The organism is Hyphococcus sp. (assembly GCF_965228385.1).
Lineage (GTDB): Bacteria > Pseudomonadota > Alphaproteobacteria > Caulobacterales > Parvularculaceae > Hyphococcus.
In genome coordinates, this window is record NZ_OZ245810.1 from 2,840,570 (window position 1) to 2,856,739 (window position 16,170).

Annotated in this window: 15 protein-coding genes; 6 read left to right on the forward strand and 9 right to left on the reverse strand. The window is 56.7% G+C overall.

Annotation, left to right across the window (positions count from 1 at the left end; translation table 11 throughout):
- Window positions 1-167: 167 nt before the first annotated feature.
- From ACQK2Q_RS13215 to ACQK2Q_RS13235, 5 genes are read left to right on the forward strand one after another with little or no spacing between them, the layout of a single operon-like run.
- Window positions 168-1,136, forward strand: coding sequence for a glycosyltransferase (locus ACQK2Q_RS13215; protein ID WP_425410209.1), 969 nt, complete (start codon window positions 168-170; stop codon window positions 1,134-1,136).
- A 16-nt stretch (window positions 1,137-1,152) separates the two neighbouring features.
- On the forward strand, window positions 1,153-1,926 hold the full coding sequence (locus tag ACQK2Q_RS13220; RefSeq protein ID WP_425410210.1) for a cytidylyltransferase domain-containing protein: 774 nt from the start codon (window positions 1,153-1,155) through the stop codon (window positions 1,924-1,926).
- On the forward strand, window positions 1,874-2,815 hold the full coding sequence (locus ACQK2Q_RS13225) for an NAD(P)-dependent oxidoreductase (protein ID WP_425410211.1): 942 nt from the start codon (window positions 1,874-1,876) through the stop codon (window positions 2,813-2,815). The genes ACQK2Q_RS13220 and ACQK2Q_RS13225 overlap by 53 nt, the downstream gene beginning before the upstream one ends.
- Window positions 2,812-3,555, forward strand: coding sequence for an SDR family NAD(P)-dependent oxidoreductase (locus tag ACQK2Q_RS13230; protein ID WP_425410212.1), 744 nt, complete (start codon window positions 2,812-2,814; stop codon window positions 3,553-3,555). The genes ACQK2Q_RS13225 and ACQK2Q_RS13230 overlap by 4 nt, the downstream gene beginning before the upstream one ends.
- Window positions 3,512-4,459: an SMP-30/gluconolactonase/LRE family protein gene (locus ACQK2Q_RS13235; RefSeq protein ID WP_425410213.1), complete on the forward strand. Its 948-nt coding sequence runs from the start codon at window positions 3,512-3,514 to the stop codon at window positions 4,457-4,459. The genes ACQK2Q_RS13230 and ACQK2Q_RS13235 overlap by 44 nt, the downstream gene beginning before the upstream one ends.
- A gap of 15 nt (window positions 4,460-4,474) precedes the next feature.
- On the opposite strand, the gene gmd is transcribed toward ACQK2Q_RS13235, so the two are convergent.
- The 9 genes from gmd to ACQK2Q_RS13280 all read right to left on the reverse strand — a co-directional run bounded on the left by gmd (window position 4,475) and on the right by ACQK2Q_RS13280 (window position 15,348).
- Window positions 4,475-5,527, reverse strand: a complete 1,053-nt coding sequence (gene gmd / locus ACQK2Q_RS13240) for a GDP-mannose 4,6-dehydratase (protein ID WP_425410214.1) — start codon at window positions 5,525-5,527, stop codon at window positions 4,475-4,477.
- A 101-nt stretch (window positions 5,528-5,628) separates the two neighbouring features.
- Window positions 5,629-6,693: a hypothetical protein gene (locus ACQK2Q_RS13245; protein ID WP_425410215.1), complete on the reverse strand. Its 1,065-nt coding sequence runs from the start codon at window positions 6,691-6,693 to the stop codon at window positions 5,629-5,631.
- Between the two features lie 2 nt (window positions 6,694-6,695).
- On the reverse strand, window positions 6,696-7,391 hold the full coding sequence (locus ACQK2Q_RS13250; protein ID WP_425410216.1) for an ABC transporter ATP-binding protein: 696 nt from the start codon (window positions 7,389-7,391) through the stop codon (window positions 6,696-6,698).
- A gap of 83 nt (window positions 7,392-7,474) precedes the next feature.
- Window positions 7,475-8,320 carry an ABC transporter permease gene (locus ACQK2Q_RS13255; RefSeq protein ID WP_425410217.1) on the reverse strand — a complete coding sequence of 282 codons (846 nt, stop codon included), beginning with the start codon at window positions 8,318-8,320 and terminating at the stop codon, window positions 7,475-7,477.
- 125 nt (window positions 8,321-8,445) lie between these two features.
- Window positions 8,446-9,654 (reverse strand): glycosyltransferase, encoded by a 1,209-nt coding sequence (locus tag ACQK2Q_RS13260; RefSeq protein ID WP_425410218.1) that lies wholly within the window; start codon window positions 9,652-9,654, stop codon window positions 8,446-8,448.
- Between the two features lie 10 nt (window positions 9,655-9,664).
- On the reverse strand, window positions 9,665-10,978 hold the full coding sequence (locus tag ACQK2Q_RS13265; protein ID WP_425410219.1) for an HlyD family type I secretion periplasmic adaptor subunit: 1,314 nt from the start codon (window positions 10,976-10,978) through the stop codon (window positions 9,665-9,667).
- A complete protein-coding gene (locus ACQK2Q_RS13270; RefSeq protein WP_425410220.1) occupies window positions 10,971-12,722 on the reverse strand; it encodes a type I secretion system permease/ATPase in 1,752 nt (583 codons plus the stop codon). The genes ACQK2Q_RS13265 and ACQK2Q_RS13270 overlap by 8 nt, the downstream gene beginning before the upstream one ends.
- Window positions 12,723-12,880: 158 nt before the next feature.
- Window positions 12,881-14,614, reverse strand: coding sequence for a calcium-binding protein (locus ACQK2Q_RS13275; RefSeq protein WP_425410221.1), 1,734 nt, complete (start codon window positions 14,612-14,614; stop codon window positions 12,881-12,883).
- A 242-nt stretch (window positions 14,615-14,856) separates the two neighbouring features.
- Window positions 14,857-15,348: a toxin-activating lysine-acyltransferase gene (locus tag ACQK2Q_RS13280; RefSeq protein WP_425410222.1), complete on the reverse strand. Its 492-nt coding sequence runs from the start codon at window positions 15,346-15,348 to the stop codon at window positions 14,857-14,859.
- Between the two features lie 163 nt (window positions 15,349-15,511).
- Between ACQK2Q_RS13280 and ACQK2Q_RS13285 the strand changes: the two genes are divergently transcribed.
- Window positions 15,512-16,162 carry a class I SAM-dependent methyltransferase gene (locus tag ACQK2Q_RS13285; RefSeq protein WP_425410223.1) on the forward strand — a complete coding sequence of 217 codons (651 nt, stop codon included), beginning with the start codon at window positions 15,512-15,514 and terminating at the stop codon, window positions 16,160-16,162.
- The last annotated feature ends 8 nt before the right edge of the window (window positions 16,163-16,170 follow it).

Genomic DNA, 16,170 nt, shown 5'->3' on the forward strand with positions numbered 1-16,170 from the left:
TCAAGCATGACCTCTCCGGCCCCGGAACGCCGCAAGCGGCGCGGCGGCGACCGCCGCCTGGCGCGCGCGCGACAGGGTTTTCTCGATCCGGGCAACCATGTATGAGGTTCTCATTTCAGCCTTAGCCGCCTAGAATAAGAGCGTTATTGATCACCCGAGGTTCTCAGATGCCCCCCCGTCACGCCGCGCGCGTCAGCATCGTTTTTCGCGCCCTGAATGAGGAAAAATGGTTTGCGGACGCGCTGGAGGCGTGCCGGCGCCAGGAGCTTGACGGAACCAGCGTTGAAATCATTCTGGTGGATTCCGGCTCAACCGACCGCACGATCGAGATCGCCGAATCCTACGGATGCCGTGTTGTGCACATCAAAAAATCCGATTTCACATTCGGGCGCTCGCTCAACTATGGCTGCGAAGCGGCGACCGGCGATTACCTCGTTTTTATTTCGGCCCACTGCATTCCCGCCCACGAGAAATGGCTGGAAAATCTGATTGCGCCGCTGAAGAAGGACGAGGCCGACTACGTCTACGGCCGCCAGATTGGCCATGACGTGACGCGGTTTTCAGAACATCAGATCTTCGCGCAATATTTTCCCGAGCATGACAAGCTGCCGCAGGATGACTTTTTTGCGAATAACGCCAATTCGGCGATTTCAAAATCACTGTGGGAAAAATACAAATTTGACGAGGCCGTGACTGGCCTTGAAGACATGGTGCTGGCGAAAGCCATACAAAAAGACGGCGGCCGCATCGGTTATGTAAGCGATGCGCCGGTTTATCATATCCATGAAGAATCGCTGAGCCAGACGCGGCGGCGATATTTCCGCGAAGCGCTGACCTTGCGTGAAATCATGCCGGAAGTGCAATTCCAGCTTGGCGATTTTTTCCGCTATTATTTCGCCGCCGTACTGCATGATCTTTCCGAGGCGTTAAACAAGAAACGGTTTATCTCAAAAAGCCCGGAAATCGTGATGTTCCGTCTCATGCAATATTGGGGCGCCTATCGCGGTCATAACGAACACCGCATTCTCTCGCGCGAACAGAAAGAAAGCTATTACTATCCTAAACCGCGAAACAGGAACGCCGCTCCGGCGCAACATAATGCAACGCTGAACCGCGAAAAATCACCCGCCGAATAGATAACAAACGAAAACAATGACCCTGAACAACAAAAAGCTGACGGCGCTGTTGCCGATGAAAGCCCACAGCGCGCGCGTCAAGTCAAAGAACTTTCGCATGATTGGCGGCAAGCCGCTGTTTCGATGGATACTGGACACGCTGGCGGCGACGGACGCCATTGATCAGATCGTCATCAATACCGATGCGCGCGCCATTCTGGCGGATAATGGCCTGAAAAGCGGCGACTATGACGGCAAGGTCCTGATCCGGGATCGCCGTGAAGACATCTGCGGCGATTTTGTTTCAATGAATCTTGTTATTGAAGACGATGTGAATAACGTTGCTTCCGATTATTACCTGATGACGCACACGACCAATCCGCTTTTATCGCCGCAAACGATCGGAAAGCTGACGCAAGCCTATCTGCAGGCTGAACAAAGCGGCGAGGCCGATTCCCTGTTTACCGTAACGCGCCACCAGACGCGATTTTATACGCCGGAAGGCGCGCCTATAAATCACGACCCGGACAATCTGATCCGTACACAGGACTTGCCGCCCTATATGGAGGAAAACTCTGTTTGTTATCTTTTCACTGCGGCCAGTTTCGAGAAAACAAAAGCGCGCATTGGCGCAAAGCCCATGCTTTTCGAAACGCCGGGACTGGAATCTGTGGACATCGACGATCAAACGGACTGGTTCATTGCAGAATCGCTGCTGATGCGCGTGGCGGCGGCGAAGCGCTGCCGGAGGCGGTGTAATGGCCGGGCCGACTGTTCTTGTCACCTGCCCGCCCATGCTGGGGCTGATTGAAGAATTCGCGGATGATTTCGCCCGCGAAGGACTCGATTTCGAGGCGGCGAAAGTCACACAAGTTCTTTCCGTCGAAGAACTGAAAGAACTGGTTCCCCAATATGAAGGCTGGATTATCGGCGACGATCCCGCGAATCGCGAGGTTGTCGAGGCCGGCGCCGGAGGACGCCTGCGCGCCGCGGTCAAATGGGGCGTCGGTGTTGATAATGTCGATTTCGAGGCCTTCCGGAACGCCGGCGTGCCGGTTGAAAATACGCCGGGCGTTTTTGGCGGCGAGGTGGCGGATATCGCGCTCACCTATGCTATCGGCCTCGCCCGGGAAACCTACTGGATCGACCGCGAAATCCGCACTCATAACGCCTGGCCGAAACCCAGCGGCGTCAGCATCAGCGGACGGACCGTCGCTATTGTCGGCTTTGGCGATATTGGCTCGCAGACGGCCCGGCGGATCATCGCCTGCGGCGGCAAGCCGGTTGTTTACGATCCATTTTACAAACCGGCGGACGGCCTTAAAGTCGAAACCGCAATCTGGCCCGAGCGCCTTGAAGAAGCCGATTTCCTTATTTTCACCTGCCCCCTGACGCCCGAGACCGACGGGATGTTCAATGAGGCGCTTCTGGCCAGGCTTAAGCCGGGCGTGCGTGTGGTGAATGTCGCACGCGGCCCCGTCATCCGCGAGAGCGCGCTTTTGAAAGGGCTTGAAACAGGCGTTGTTCATTCCGCCGCGCTCGATGTTTTCGAGATCGAGCCGCTGCCGGAAAATTCACTCTTACGGCGCTACGACCGCTGTATTTTCGGCTCCCATAATGGATCGAATTCCGCTGATGCGGTGCGCCGCGTCAGCAAGATTGCGATCAAAAAAATCGCCGCCTTCCTGGACGCCGCATGAGCAGAAAAACCACCGCGATCATAACAGGCGTTGCGGGCGGCATCGGCGAAAGCCTTGCCAAAGCGTTTCTCGCCGATGGCTGGCGCGTTGTCGGCGTAGATCGCGAACTATCCCCGCTTCTCCCGGATGAGTCCTTTGTCAAAGCCGACCTTGCAACCGTCGCCGGGGCTGGCGCGCTCACCGCCATCACGACGGAAATCAGACATAAAGCGGGCGATGCGCCGATCAAGCTGCTTGTCAACAATGCAGCGGTGCAAAACCTCGGGGCGCTTTCGGAGCTTTCCGTGGAAGAGATTACGCAGACATTCAACGTGAATGTCATAGCGCCGCTCCTGCTCTCCAAGGCGTTCCTGCCGGATCTGAAAAGCCAGAAAGGGCTTATACTGAATATAGGGTCCGTACACGCCCGGACGACGAAGCCGCGCTTTGCCGCTTACGCCACATCCAAAGCCGCCATACACGGCATGACACGCGCGCTCTGCGTTGAGCTTGGGCCTGACGTGCGTGTCCTGACGCTCGCGCCCGCCGCCGTCAAAACGGAAATGCTGAAGGCGGGATTTGAGGATAACCCTGAGGGAATGGCGCAACTTGAGGACTGTCACCCGGCGGGACGCATTGCCGAGCCGCAAGAGATCGCAGAGATTGCAGTCTTTCTGGCTTCCGACAAGGCCGGTTTTTTAACGGGCGCGACGCTTTATGCGGATGGCGGCGTACTTTCGCGTCTTCACGATCCTGACTGATATGCCGGACCTGACCTTCACCGCGCCGCAATGCATCGCCCCGGTTGCGGCTGTATTGGGCGAGGGGCCGATATGGTCGCCTTCTGAAAGGCGCCTTTATTGGCTGGATATAAAAGGCAAGCGGCTTTTCGCATACGATCCCGCAAAAAAATCCACTGCGGCCTTTGAGACCCCGGCGATGGTTTCCGCCCTCGGTCTGGCCAGAGGCGCGGATTTTATCTGCGCCCGCGAAGACGGACTGTTCCTGCTTGACTTGAAAGACGGCGCGCTTTGCTTCCACAAAATAGCAGACCCTGAAGCTGATCTGCCCGGCAACCGGTTCAATGACGGCAAGGTCGACCCCGGCGGCGCATTCTGGGCCGGCGGCATGGATAACGCAGAAGACGATGTCACCGGCGCCTGGTGGCGGCTGACGCCTGACGGCGAGACCAGAAAAATGCATGGGGGGTTTCATGTCCCCAACGGGCCGGCGTTCGATCATGCGCGCCGGCGCATCTACCTGACGGATTCCGCCAAGCGCACAATTTACATTCGCGACGAAGATGAAAGCGCCGGGCTGTGCGTCCATCGCGTTTTTGAAGAGCGGCACGGATATCCCGACGGCATGGATGTCGATCGCCATGGCCGCCTATGGGTCGCGTTCTGGGACGGCGGCTGCATTCGCTGCCTCTCGCCGGAAGGCGATATTCTGCATCAAATCGATATACCGGCGCCGCGCCCGACAAGCCTCGCCATTGTCGATAACGCAATCTATGTCACGTCGGCGTCAATTGGACTGTCGGACGAACAACGCAACCACGCTCCGGCTTCCGGCGGGCTTTTTCATATCGCTGTCAGTGAGCCGATTGGCGCCGAGAAATGTTTTTATTTCGACGCAAGAAATCTAAAGCCGCGCAAAACCTGAACAGCGTAATTCAGATCAGCCGTTCGGGCCGGCGCTGAAACCTGCAAGATCCTCCCGCACCATTTCCGCCACCAGTTCCTCGAACGTCGTTTGATGGCGCCAGCCAAGTTGTTGTTGCGCTTTCGACGGGTCAGCGAGCAGTAGATCGACTTCGGTCGGGCGGAAATATTTCGGATCGATCCTGACGATCGTTTTGCCGGTTTTAGCATCGACGCCGGTCTCATCGGCGCCCTCGCCCGACCATTTGACGTCAATGCCCGCTTCCTTGAAGGCGAGCGCCGTCAGCTCGCGAACGGAATGTGTTTCGCCCGTGCCGAGGACATAATCGCCGCCCTGATCCTGCTGCATCATAAGCCACATGCCCTCTACATAATCGCGGGCGTGGCCCCAGTCTCTTTCCGCATCGAGATTGCCGAGATAAAGCGTCGCCTGTGCGCCATTCGCGATGGCGGCGACGGCGCGCGTGACCTTCCGCGTGACGAACGTTTCGCCGCGAACGGGGCTTTCATGGTTGAATAATATGCCGTTCGATGCGTGCACGCCGTAAGCTTCGCGGTAGTTCACGGTAATCCAGTAACCATAGAGCTTTGCTACGCCGTATGGCGAGCGCGGATAAAAAGGGGTTTTTTCCGATTGCGGCGTTTCCTGCGCGAGACCGAACAGCTCGGACGTCGAGGCCTGATAAAACCGCACCCGGTTCTGCAGTTTCAAAATTCTTATACCTTCCAGCAAGCGCAGGACGCCGATGGCGTCGGCGTTCGCCGTATATTCAGGCGTCTCGAAACTGACCTGAACGTGACTTTGGGCGCCAAGATTATAGATCTCATCCGGTTCGGTTTCCTGAATGAGACGAATGAGATTTGTGGAATCAGTCAGATCGCCATAGTGGAGGTAAAAATTTGTCGATTGTTCGTGTGGGTCGGAATAAATACCGTCAACGCGTCCGGTATTGAACGAGGACGAGCGGCGTTTGACGCCGTGCACGACATAACCTTTGGACAATAAAAGACGCGCCAGATACGCGCCGTCCTGCCCGGTGATGCCGGTTATCAAAGCCGTTTTGGACACGCTGTCCGCTCCTCATCTCTCCAGACATACGGCATAAATGATATAAACGGCTTTGACCATATTAAGCGCCTGCCGCGCTGTACTGACGGGCAAGTCCGGAATTAACAACGCTGTTTCTTGGCGCCGTCCTGCCTGCGGGCAAGGTCTTTATAGGCGGCCTCCAGCCGTGCGGCGCGCGCATCCAAAGACCGAAGATGGGCGATGATCGCAGACCGGGCGTACAGCGCCAGCGCGAACAGCGGATAGAAGAGGGCAAACGCGTATGTAAGCGTCGCTGCGTCGCCGCCGGCGGCTGCAGCCACGAACACGCCAAGAAGCGCTGCGGCGAGAACGCCCAACAACAACCCCGCATGTGATTTGAGAAACTGTATGAATCGCGCCCGGCCTGTTGCGGGCGATTGCGTGTCTGTCATATCGGAAACCGTTTGTTTTGCGGGCGCAGGCGATGCGGCGCCGTTCAGGAAATTTTTAAGGTCAATATACGGAAAAACGCGCACCGCCGAATCCGGGTTGGCGTTATAGACTTTGACGCCGGCGTTTTTCAGGTTCAAGGCCGCTTCCCGCCAGGCGTCGACGTGCAATCCGCGCGTCGGGTTGGGAAGATTATACCGGTCGCCCGGCTGTTGGTACGATTTAAAGAAATAATTGGGATTGTCGGCCTCTTCAACAATTTCAAGCTGTGTTCCCTGACGCCGCCGCGCGCCCGGCACCATTTCCGTATATTGCGCGTCAACGCCGAGCAGCACGATTTTCTCGTAACCCAGAAAAGCGGCCCAGAGCGCGGCGTGACTGCCTGTCGTTACGTCAGCGGGCTGTAACACAGGCGCGAGCATACGAAGGGCGTCAAAATTAACGACCCTGTCCATATCGACGCCGCCCAAGGCGTCAATCAGATTTTCACGCAACAGAAATTTTCGGATTACGCCTTCTTCTATCAGCTTACTGATTTCTTTTTTATGCGAGAGACCGACGACCAGATCCAGACACGCATAATAGGTTGGGCGCCAGTCTATCTCTTTCCAGTAGCGATAAGCTGCGTTTAGTCCAATCGTCGAATACGAACTGAGGGATTTGAGGTCAACTCCGCGAAGCGAAGGCCCGTTTCCCAGTATGAAAACAGTCTTTTCATCTGCGCCAACCCGGTCATGCGCCATACGGGAATTCATACTTAAAATGCGCCCTTGTCCAGCTTTTGTCCCGGCGGACCGCTGTTTTCATATTCTGAGAGAAGCGGTTCAACATCTCCAAAAGCGCGGACTTTTCCCTTTTCCAGCCATAATGCGCGATTACAGTTTTCCTCGATCAGTTTCCTGCTGTGCGAAGCCAGAATAAGTATACCCGCCTTGCCGACAAACTCCTGCATGCGCACGCTGGCTTTATTCCGGAAGGAAGCGTCTCCGGCGCTCAGCCATTCGTCCAGAATAAGAATCTCCGGCTCAAACGCTGTCGCGATGGCGAAACTCAACCGCATGCGCATGCCGGCCGAATAGGTTTCCACCGGCAGATCAAGAAATTCGCCAAGTTCGGAAAACGCAGCAATCTCTTCGCGTTTCGATTCAATAACTTCGCGCGAATGGCCCGCTGCAAGACCGCGCAACAGGATATTCTTGTGGCCGGACGTATCCGGCGCCATGCCGAAATTGAGATTAATGAGGCTCGTCGTTCTCCCCTGCACGGTGACGGACCCGCCGTCAGGGGGAAATATACCCGCTAGCACCTGCAATAAGGTTGTCTTGCCCGATCCATTGTGACCGATGACCGCCAATCGGTCTGCGCTGTTTAATTCGAATGACACGCCCTGCAAGGCTTTTACGCCGACAACGCTGTTGCGCCGGTCCATCAGCAGGCGGCCGGGATCGGGCATGCCTTTTTTGACTCCCCTGTTCGCTGTTCGCGTATAGAGGGGGAAATTCAGGGAAACGTTTTCTGCCGACAGATACGCCATGACTAGACCCAGAACGGCAATCGCCGCTGCATCAAGCTGGCGACCGAAAGCGCTGTTATCGCGCCAACAATCGACCAGATGAGAGCGATCGTCCAGCTTTCAGGCGCGGCTGGCTCTCCAAGAATCGGCGCCCTGAAAATTTCAAGAAAGTGTGTAAGCGGATTAAAGCCGGCCAGGTCTTTCCGCAACCCGGTTCGCTCGCTGTACACCCACAAAATGGGGGTGGTAAAAAACAACAGCCGGCTTATCGCCGCCACCAGATGCGTAACATCCCTCCAGCGGCTGGCCATGACGCCAAAGAACAGCTGCAGCCACAGGCCGGTGATCACGAACAGCAAAAACGCCGGAACAGCTTCCAGCATGCTCCAGGTCGGCCGCCATCCCAGGAATGGCAGGGTGATAAACGCCGATACAAGCTGAATCGCGAAGATAAAGAGGAGGCGCGTTATGCTGCGATAGATATAAACAGAATAGGGAAGCGAGGTGCTTTTGATCCAGGTGGCGGCTTTTTTGAAGACGACGCAACCATCCGTGATGTTGCCCACGAGAAACATGAAGGATGCGTATCCAAGCGCCACGTAACTGACAAAGCTCGCCGTGTCCCTTGTGGTAAACCCTCCAAAAAATGCGGAAATCGTCGCGACGAAGAAAAAATACGTCAATACAATCCAGGCGATGCCAAGCGTGCTGCGCCGGTATCGCTGTTCAATTTCGTTCCAGGCGAAAGCGCGCCAGATCGCGGAATGATGGAAACCTTCATAGAGGTCGCGAAGGACAGGCATGAGACCAAGCCCTGAACCAGCGGAATAAGTAACGGTTTCGCCGGAAGGGCGGTTTTGATCGGCCATGTTCACCGCGTTGACACACTAAAATCGACGGACGTCTGTAATGCTTCCCGGCTGACTTGGCCACCCTCCAGCAAATCAGGTGCGGCGATTTTGCCGACCGCCGTTCAAATACGCCTGACCCCGTCTTAAACCAGCGCGCCCGACATCAGCCACGCTTCTTTCTGCGGGAATATTTCTTTCTTTGAATATCCGTCAACAATGAATTGCCGCGCCGCCGCGCCAAGCGCTTGTGCAGCGTCACGATCTTCAAGCAACGCGATAATGGCGTTTGCAATCTCTTCGGGGCGCCGGTGATCCACCTGACGCAAGGTCGGTGCCTTGTCGCCGGCCATTTCAGACACTGGCTCAACGTCCGATGTGACAATCGTACAGCCCACGCTCATGGACTCCATCATTGACCACGAAAGTACGAACGGGATTGTAAAATAAGCATGCACCGATGACGCCTGTAACACCTTGAGATAATCCGGCCGCGGCAACAGGCCTGTAAAATGTACGCGGTCCCAGTCCAAGTCGCATTCCTTGAGCGCCCGGGCTTTGTAGCTGTCGCCTTTTTCAAGCTTTTTCCCGTAGGCCACGCGATCGTCCCCGACGATCACAACATGCGCGTTTGGCCGTGCGGCCAATACATTTTCAAGCGCCTTCATGAATTGCGGGAACCCGCGATAAGGCTCCATCCCGCGAGTTGCATATGTAATAATTTCGTCAACATGGCTCAGATCAAGATCAGGCAATACAAGCTTTGCGGATGGGCTCGGCTTATATGTGTCCGTATCGATGCCGTCATGCATGACTTTGATTTTATGCTGAAAACATTCTGGAAACTGCGCCTTTTGAAACTGCGTCGGACAGAGCGCAAAATCACAGCTGACCAGATCCGATTGTATCGCGGAGTTTCTGATGCGCGTACGCAATTCGTCATCCATGCCGCGATCGCCTCCGCCCAGAAACATCAGATCGGGCGCGTCAGAGGAATAATACCATTCAAAATAACCGACATATTTGGCCTTGGGCCAGACATCTTTCACAAAAAGCCCCGGACCCCAGCCCGAATGCGCCATGACGATGTCTGGGTAAAAACCCTTTTCCTTGAGCTTCAATCCCATGCGCGCTACCGCTTGTCCATTGAGCACCGCCTTTTCGAATCCGCCGACATAAGGGTGCACTTTTTCAGTCACCTCACGGTGAGGCGCGTAGTTGAAAACTTTCATTTCCTTTGAAGACGCGCCGTCTCGTTGCGTGCCGAACCACACTTCCCAGCCCTTGCTGGAAAGATATTGTCCGAACACGCCGAATTGCGCCGGGAAATTGTCATGCAGGAATAAAATGCGCACCGGTCTCGGACTATTCCTCGCGCATTGACCGGGCAAGCGCGTCCGTCAACGGTTTCAAAAAATAACTGATCGCCGGCTGCGATCCCGTACGTATAAACGCCTCGACCGGCATGCCGGGCACAAGCGGCGCATTATTCAATATGTTTTTCAACTCTTCTCCTTGCGGGATGTCGACGATAACAAGAAAATAAGCAACGCCGGTGGCTTCATCAACAAAACTGTCGGCTGACACAGAATTCACGACGCCGGTGGCTTCCGGCGTCATTCGGGCCCCAAACGCCGAAAACCGCACCAGCGTATCCTGGCCGCTGCTGACCTTGTCGACGTCCTGCGGCGCCACTCTCGCTGCGACTTGCAGCTTGTCGTTTACGGGAACAATTTCCATCAGCGGAGCGCCCGGCGCAATCACGCCGCCCACGGTATGAACCGACAGCCCGAGCACCCGGCCGGCTTGCGGCGCCTTCACCTCAGTGCGACGCAATGCTTCTTTCGCCGTAACCCGCCGCTCTTCCAGTTCCGCAATTGAGACTTCAACATCGCGCAATTCCGTGATCGCTTCTTCACGGCCATTTTCACGCAATCGTTCAATTTCCAGCTCCGCTTCAGCGATGATGCTGGTCGCCTCCGCAACGCGGGCGCGCAAGGCGCCGCGTTCGCCGGCGAGGCGGCGCGATTCACGCTCCAGCGCGCGCACACGTGTTTTGGGCGCGTAGCCTTGCGCATGCAGCTCCCGTACGCCGGCCAGTTCATCTTCGATGAGCTGGCGCTGGTCTTTGAGTGAATCGATTTGCGACGTCAGTCCGGTAATGCGTTCATTCTGCTGCGTAATGCGTTCGCGCAACAACCGAATCTGCGTCGCGCGCGTGGTCTTGCGCGCCTGGAATAACTGCAATTGTCCCGCAAGCTTGCTTTGGAAAGCCGCGCTGTTGAGAACTTCTGCGTCACCCTGCGGGGCGGGGAGTTCCGCCGCGGCGTCGCGCTCGCCCTCAAGGCGCGCCCGGCGCGCATAAAGCTCGGTCAGTTGTCCGTCGATTAGCGCCAGATTGGCTGACTGAACCGTATCCTCAAGACGCGCGACAGTTTCGCCCGCAGCGACCTGTTCGCCCTCCCGCACCAGGATTTCATCGATCACGCCGCCCTCAAGGTGTTGCACAGCCTTGCGATTTGTTTCGACGACAACCTGACCGGTCGCGATGACGGCGCCGTCGATAGGCGCGGTCACAGACCACAGGATGAGTCCGCCAAAAACCGCCAGCACGGCGCCGACGCCGAGCTTGACAAAAAAGTCAGCGCTTGCCGGGCCGGATGGCTGCGCCTCACTCATTTGATAAGGCCTGTTTTTGCCTTGCCCGCGCTTCAGCGTCAAAGGCCGTCACCTGGCGCGGCGCTATTTTTTGCAGGATTTCGTCGCGCGGTCCTATGGCGCGCACTTCGCCGTCCACCAGCAGCAAGAGTTTATCGACAAAAGCCACCGCCGTCGGGCGATGAGCCACGATGATAATCGTGGCGCCTCGCGCTTTTGCCTCGCGCATGGCTTTTATCAGCGCCGCCTCTCCGTCTGAATCCAGATTGGCGTTAGGCTCGTCCAGAACGATAAAACTGGGCTCGCCGAACAGCGCGCGCGCCAGACCCAACCGTTGACGCTGGCCCGCTGATAAATGCCGCCCGCTTTCGCCAATCTGGGTGTCATACCCATCAGGCAGGTTCAGCAGCATCTCATGCGCGCCGGCGGCTTTGGCCGCTGAAATGATAGCCTCATCCGTGGCGTCGGTGCGCAGCCTGGCGATATTCGCAGCGACGCTGCCGGCGAACAACTCCACTTCCTGCGGTAAAAAGCCGATATGCGCGCCTAAAGCCGTTTTGTCCCAATGATCGATATTCGCATCATCAAGCCGGACTTCGCCGGACATGGGCGGTTCAACGCCGACAATGGCGCGCACGAGCGTCGATTTACCCGCCGCGCTTGGTCCGATGACGCCCAGCGCCTCGCCCGCCGCCAGTTCAAAAGTAATATTTTTGAGGACCGGCTTTTGCGCGCCGCCGGGCCTGCAATACAGCTTGTCTACGGACAAGGCTCCCGCCGGCGCAGGCAGGGCCGTCCTCGGCGCCTGTTCTTTCGCTATACGGATGAATTCCTGCAAGCGCTTGTATGATACGCCCGTAACTGCAAATTGCCGCCAGTGGCTGGTCACGATTTCGACCGGGGCCAGCGCGCGGCCCGCAATGATCGATGCAGCGATCATAACGCCGGGCGTGACTTGTCCCTGGATCGCCAGGAACGCCCCTGTCCCCAAAATCGCGGATTGCAGAAAAAGCCGGGTCGCTTTCGTGGCCGCCGTCAATCCGCCGATACGGTCCGTCGCCAAAATCGCATTGCCGCTTGCGGCGGCGCTTTGTTCGCGCCAGCGACTTTTCAATTGTTCGCGCATGCCCATCGCGTCCGCAGCGGCGGCGTTGCGTATCGCGGAATACGCAGATTGGTCCGCCCCCGCTGCAATCTTGTTTGCGTCGGCGTTGACTTTTCTCGAAACCCGTTCGTTGACTAGCGCAAGCGCAAGAAGAACAAGCAAGCCGGCCAAGGCGACGACGCCCAAAAGCCAGTGCATCAAAAAAACCAGCAACAAAAAGAAAGGCGCCCACGGCGCATCAAACACGGCGGTGAGCGCCGGGCTGGAAACAAACTGTCTGATCTGGCGCAAATCTTTGATCGGCTGTTCCGCGGATTGCGCGCCGGCGCGGCCTGCATCCATCGCCACATCAAATACGACGCTTTGCAGCTTGTCTTCAAATGTCTCACCCGCCCGGGCCAAAAGCGCGCCGCGCGCAAAATCAAGAAGCGCCATGCCCGCGAACAGGGCAAATGTCAGCAGCGTCAAGACCGCCAGCGTCTCATAAGACCGGCTGCTGATCACGCGATCATAGATCTGCAACATGTAGAGCGGTCCGGTCAGCATCAGCAGATTAACGAAAAAACTCAATCCGCCCGCGACGATGAGCAGACGCCGCGCAGCCAGCTGCGCCGACGCAACTATCGGTTGTTCCTGCTGATTATTGCCAGAACGCGCCATTTGCTCCCACTAAAAGTCGGCGACTTTCTCATGAGTGAGCCGCTTGTCTTAAAAATAAGCTTAATTCAGCAAATTTTAGACCATGGTTTTGCGAGGGCAAAGGGCCATTTTGCCGGATATCTCCTGCAAAATGGCCCTTTGCTCATACGCTTTAAGGTTTACGAGAATATAAAATCGCTACTGTCGAGGTCGGCGACCGTAACGTTGAGGAGAAGGATCGAGTCTCCCCCGCCGAAATCGATGGTCGTGTGCGTGCCATTATCGGTGGCTGCGGCGATGACTTCGGCGAATGTGTCAAACGCGGCGCCGAAGCCTATCAGCTCGATTTCATCAAGGGACGATCCGGCGCCCGCCACGAAATCATCATAGGTGTCGTTGCCGTGACCCTGGCGGAATTGGAACAGATCGTCGCCGCCGCCGCCGGACACAAGGTCGTCGCCGAACCGGCCGTTTAATGTATCCGCGCCGCTGTCGCCGCGCAGGCGATCCGCGCCGCCGCCGCCAGTCAGCGAGTCATTGCCGTCATTACCGATCAGCGTATCGGAGCCGCCGCCGCCAAACAGGCGGTCATCGCCTTCAAAGCCGCGAAGCGTATCATTGTCGCCCGAGCCGCCGAGAAGGTCTCTGCCGAAACCGCCGCGAAGGTCGTCATCGCCATTTCCGCCATATAGCGAGTCATGACTGCCGAAACCGTGCATGTAATCATCGCCGTCATTACCGATCAACGAATCGCGCCCGCTTTCGCCGGTCAGCGAGTCCTCGCCAGCGCCGCCATTGATTGTGTCATCCCCGGCGCCGCCTGTAACAGTGTCCGCGCCGCCGGAGCCAAAGACCAGGTCATCGCCGCCGCCGCCTGAAATTTCGTCGTCCACGGCCGATCCGTTGGGGTTCGCCTGCGTCATGGCGTAGATGACGTCATTCCCGTCGCCGCCGAAAATAGTATCGGCATTCAATCCGCCTTGCAGAAGATCGTCGCCGAGGCCGCCGTTAATCGAGTCATCGCCGTTACCGCCATCAATGGTGTCATTGCCGACCAGACTGTCGAAGAAGTCGTCGCCGGAGAGTGTGTCGTTGCCGGAACCGCCTTCGATCATATCGTTGCCGCCAAGGCCGACAAGCGAATTGTCGGTCGAGGTCCCGGTAATGGTGTCATCGCCGCCAGTGCCTTTGAGATTCTCAAAGCCGGTCATGGTTTCTACGCCGCCGTCAGTTGCGGTGCCGGCCTGAAGGTTAAAATTCCCGCCGCTGAAGCCGGCGCCGCTCCAGTCAATCGAGTCGTTGCCGGCGCCGCCGTCGAAAGAGTCGGAACTGATGCCGCTGGTGACTGTGATAGAATCGTCGCCGGCGCCGCCCTCGATCGTGTCGTTGCCGTCGCTGTCGGTGATGAAATCGTTTCCATCGCCGCCAAGAATGCTGTCGTTGCCGGCTTGACCGTCAAGACTATCATTCCCGTCCCCGCCGAGCAGCGTATCGCCGCCGCCGCCGCCAAGAATCGTATCAGCGCCGCCGAGGCCTTTCAGCGTATCGGCGAAAGCACTGCCGGTCACCGCATCGTTGCTGGACTCCAGCAACTCTTCATAGAAATCGATCGAGTTGCCGCTGGCGCCGCCATTGCTCATGGTGACGAGGCTCGCGTTCGGGATATTGTCGATATCGATATCAACGCTGCCGTCATCGTCGAGATCGATCCAGCCGTCAGTAACAGTCCCGCCGGTGACGGTCATGCCGCTATAGGTAAAACCGGAACCGTTCAGAACAATGTCATGGCCATTGTCGGACAGCCATGAGTATTGGGTGGCGCTCATCGCGCCGTCTTGCGATGCAAAATCCACATCAGTGGTCAACTGCATGTTGAACCCCTGATTGGAACTGGAAATGTCAAAGGTCGTCATTCATCTCTCCCCTTTGGTCAAGAAGGGCAGACACCGCCGCGAACAATCCGCGTATCGGCCGCCCGGAACCCTGCCGGAGACGGATTTTCACCTACGCTATCGCGCCTCCGACAAGATGTTACCCCAACAAGACAAGAGCGTAAATCTGGCTGAAATGGGGCCTTCAGGTGTTTTCCATGAGAAGCTGCGAGCTTGCTGTGACGGCCGTCACATGAAGCGGCGGTATTCATCAAACCCCGGATTTAAGCGCCTTTTTCGAGGTGAACCTCAACGAGATCCGTAATGCCCACCCGCAAGGGCCGAACGCGGCCGTTCTTGTAAAATCGCTTGGCGTAAGCCGCCTCCAATCCCACCAGATGGCGGCGAATTTCCCGCAAATTGAAGCGATTGACGGCGTTTGTATCCGCCGCCCAGGCGTTGATCACCATGCAATCGCCGCTCTTGCAATCTACGGAATCGAAATCGGCGTTGCCGTTCAGCCACGCTTTCGCCATCTCCTCGCTGACAAGCGCCCAGCCGACAAAACCGACAATCTTTCCTTCCTCCGCAGCAAGAAAATAGTGATTGCGATTGATCTGCCCGGCAAGCGTTCTGGACCAGAAGCCGAATTTCAGCTCCTTGAAGTTCGGCTTCGTCATCAAGTACCCCACCGCGCGCCCCAAAGCGGCGTAAGGGTTTTTATCCTGTAGCGCGCGATACTTACTGCTTTCAGCGTTTGGAGGCGTTTCCGACATCTCATTCCCCAGATGATGGCTGGCGTGAACTGGCCTTGTAATTATTGCCTTTTCCTGCCGCCGGCCGTTATTTTATCTGTGATCTGTGCAAGTTTCCAGTTGTAGACGAATGATCGAAAAGCGGCCATAAGTCAGCTGAAAATTTGAAGGCTGAGAGGGCGTAATGCGTGATTCCATCCGTGAAAAAAAGGCGAATCTGGAGTTTAACCGCGAACGGTGGGGCAACCCTGAAAACTGGAGCGGCAAGGATAATTACGGCTATGCGTGGGGAGGACAGAACCAGCAGGGGATGGATGAGGCGGCAAGCGTCGCGGACAAATTTCTCCGTCCCTATGTGAAAAACAGATACGATCTTAAAATTCTGGAACTTTCGCCGGGCGGGGGCAGGTTCACCCATGAACTGGTGCGTTACGCCAAAGCTATAGACTTGCTGGACATGAACGAAGCCTGTTTGGATGTCTGCAAGGAGCGATTTGAAAAGTACCTGCCGATTCCCATTCGCTATTACGCAAATGACGGTCAGTCATGCGCCATGATCGAAGATACGGACTACGATCTGATTGCGTCTTTCGCCTCCATGGTTCACGCCCATCCCGATATTATCCAGGGATATGTCGAACAACTGGGGCGATGTCTGGCCCCTGAGGGCATTCTCTGGATCGATCACTCTGGGCAAGGCGCAAACACCAAAGGTCATCGAACGGACATGACTCCTGAGAAAATGCAGTCTTTTGCGGAAAAAGCCGGATTAAAAGTTCTCGAGCAACCTTTCAGATCAAGCCGCGACTGCATCAGCATCATGACAAAAAAATAAAGCGTCTG

Coding starts and splice junctions, on each gene's coding strand:
- ACQK2Q_RS13215 (WP_425410209.1), top strand. CDS start 168: ATGCCCCCCCGTCACGCCGCGCGCGTCAGCATCGTTTTTCGCGCCCTG.
- ACQK2Q_RS13220 (WP_425410210.1), top strand. CDS start 1,153: ATGACCCTGAACAACAAAAAGCTGACGGCGCTGTTGCCGATGAAAGCC.
- ACQK2Q_RS13225 (WP_425410211.1), top strand. CDS start 1,874: ATGGCCGGGCCGACTGTTCTTGTCACCTGCCCGCCCATGCTGGGGCTG.
- ACQK2Q_RS13230 (WP_425410212.1), top strand. CDS start 2,812: ATGAGCAGAAAAACCACCGCGATCATAACAGGCGTTGCGGGCGGCATC.
- ACQK2Q_RS13235 (WP_425410213.1), top strand. CDS start 3,512: ATGCGGATGGCGGCGTACTTTCGCGTCTTCACGATCCTGACTGATATG.
- ACQK2Q_RS13245 (WP_425410215.1), bottom strand. CDS start 6,693: ATGAATTCCCGTATGGCGCATGACCGGGTTGGCGCAGATGAAAAGACT.
- ACQK2Q_RS13250 (WP_425410216.1), bottom strand. CDS start 7,391: ATGCCCGATCCCGGCCGCCTGCTGATGGACCGGCGCAACAGCGTTGTC.
- ACQK2Q_RS13255 (WP_425410217.1), bottom strand. CDS start 8,320: ATGGCCGATCAAAACCGCCCTTCCGGCGAAACCGTTACTTATTCCGCT.
- ACQK2Q_RS13265 (WP_425410219.1), bottom strand. CDS start 10,978: ATGAGTGAGGCGCAGCCATCCGGCCCGGCAAGCGCTGACTTTTTTGTC.
- ACQK2Q_RS13270 (WP_425410220.1), bottom strand. CDS start 12,722: ATGGCGCGTTCTGGCAATAATCAGCAGGAACAACCGATAGTTGCGTCG.
- ACQK2Q_RS13275 (WP_425410221.1), bottom strand. CDS start 14,614: ATGACGACCTTTGACATTTCCAGTTCCAATCAGGGGTTCAACATGCAG.
- ACQK2Q_RS13280 (WP_425410222.1), bottom strand. CDS start 15,348: ATGTCGGAAACGCCTCCAAACGCTGAAAGCAGTAAGTATCGCGCGCTA.
- ACQK2Q_RS13285 (WP_425410223.1), top strand. CDS start 15,512: ATGCGTGATTCCATCCGTGAAAAAAAGGCGAATCTGGAGTTTAACCGC.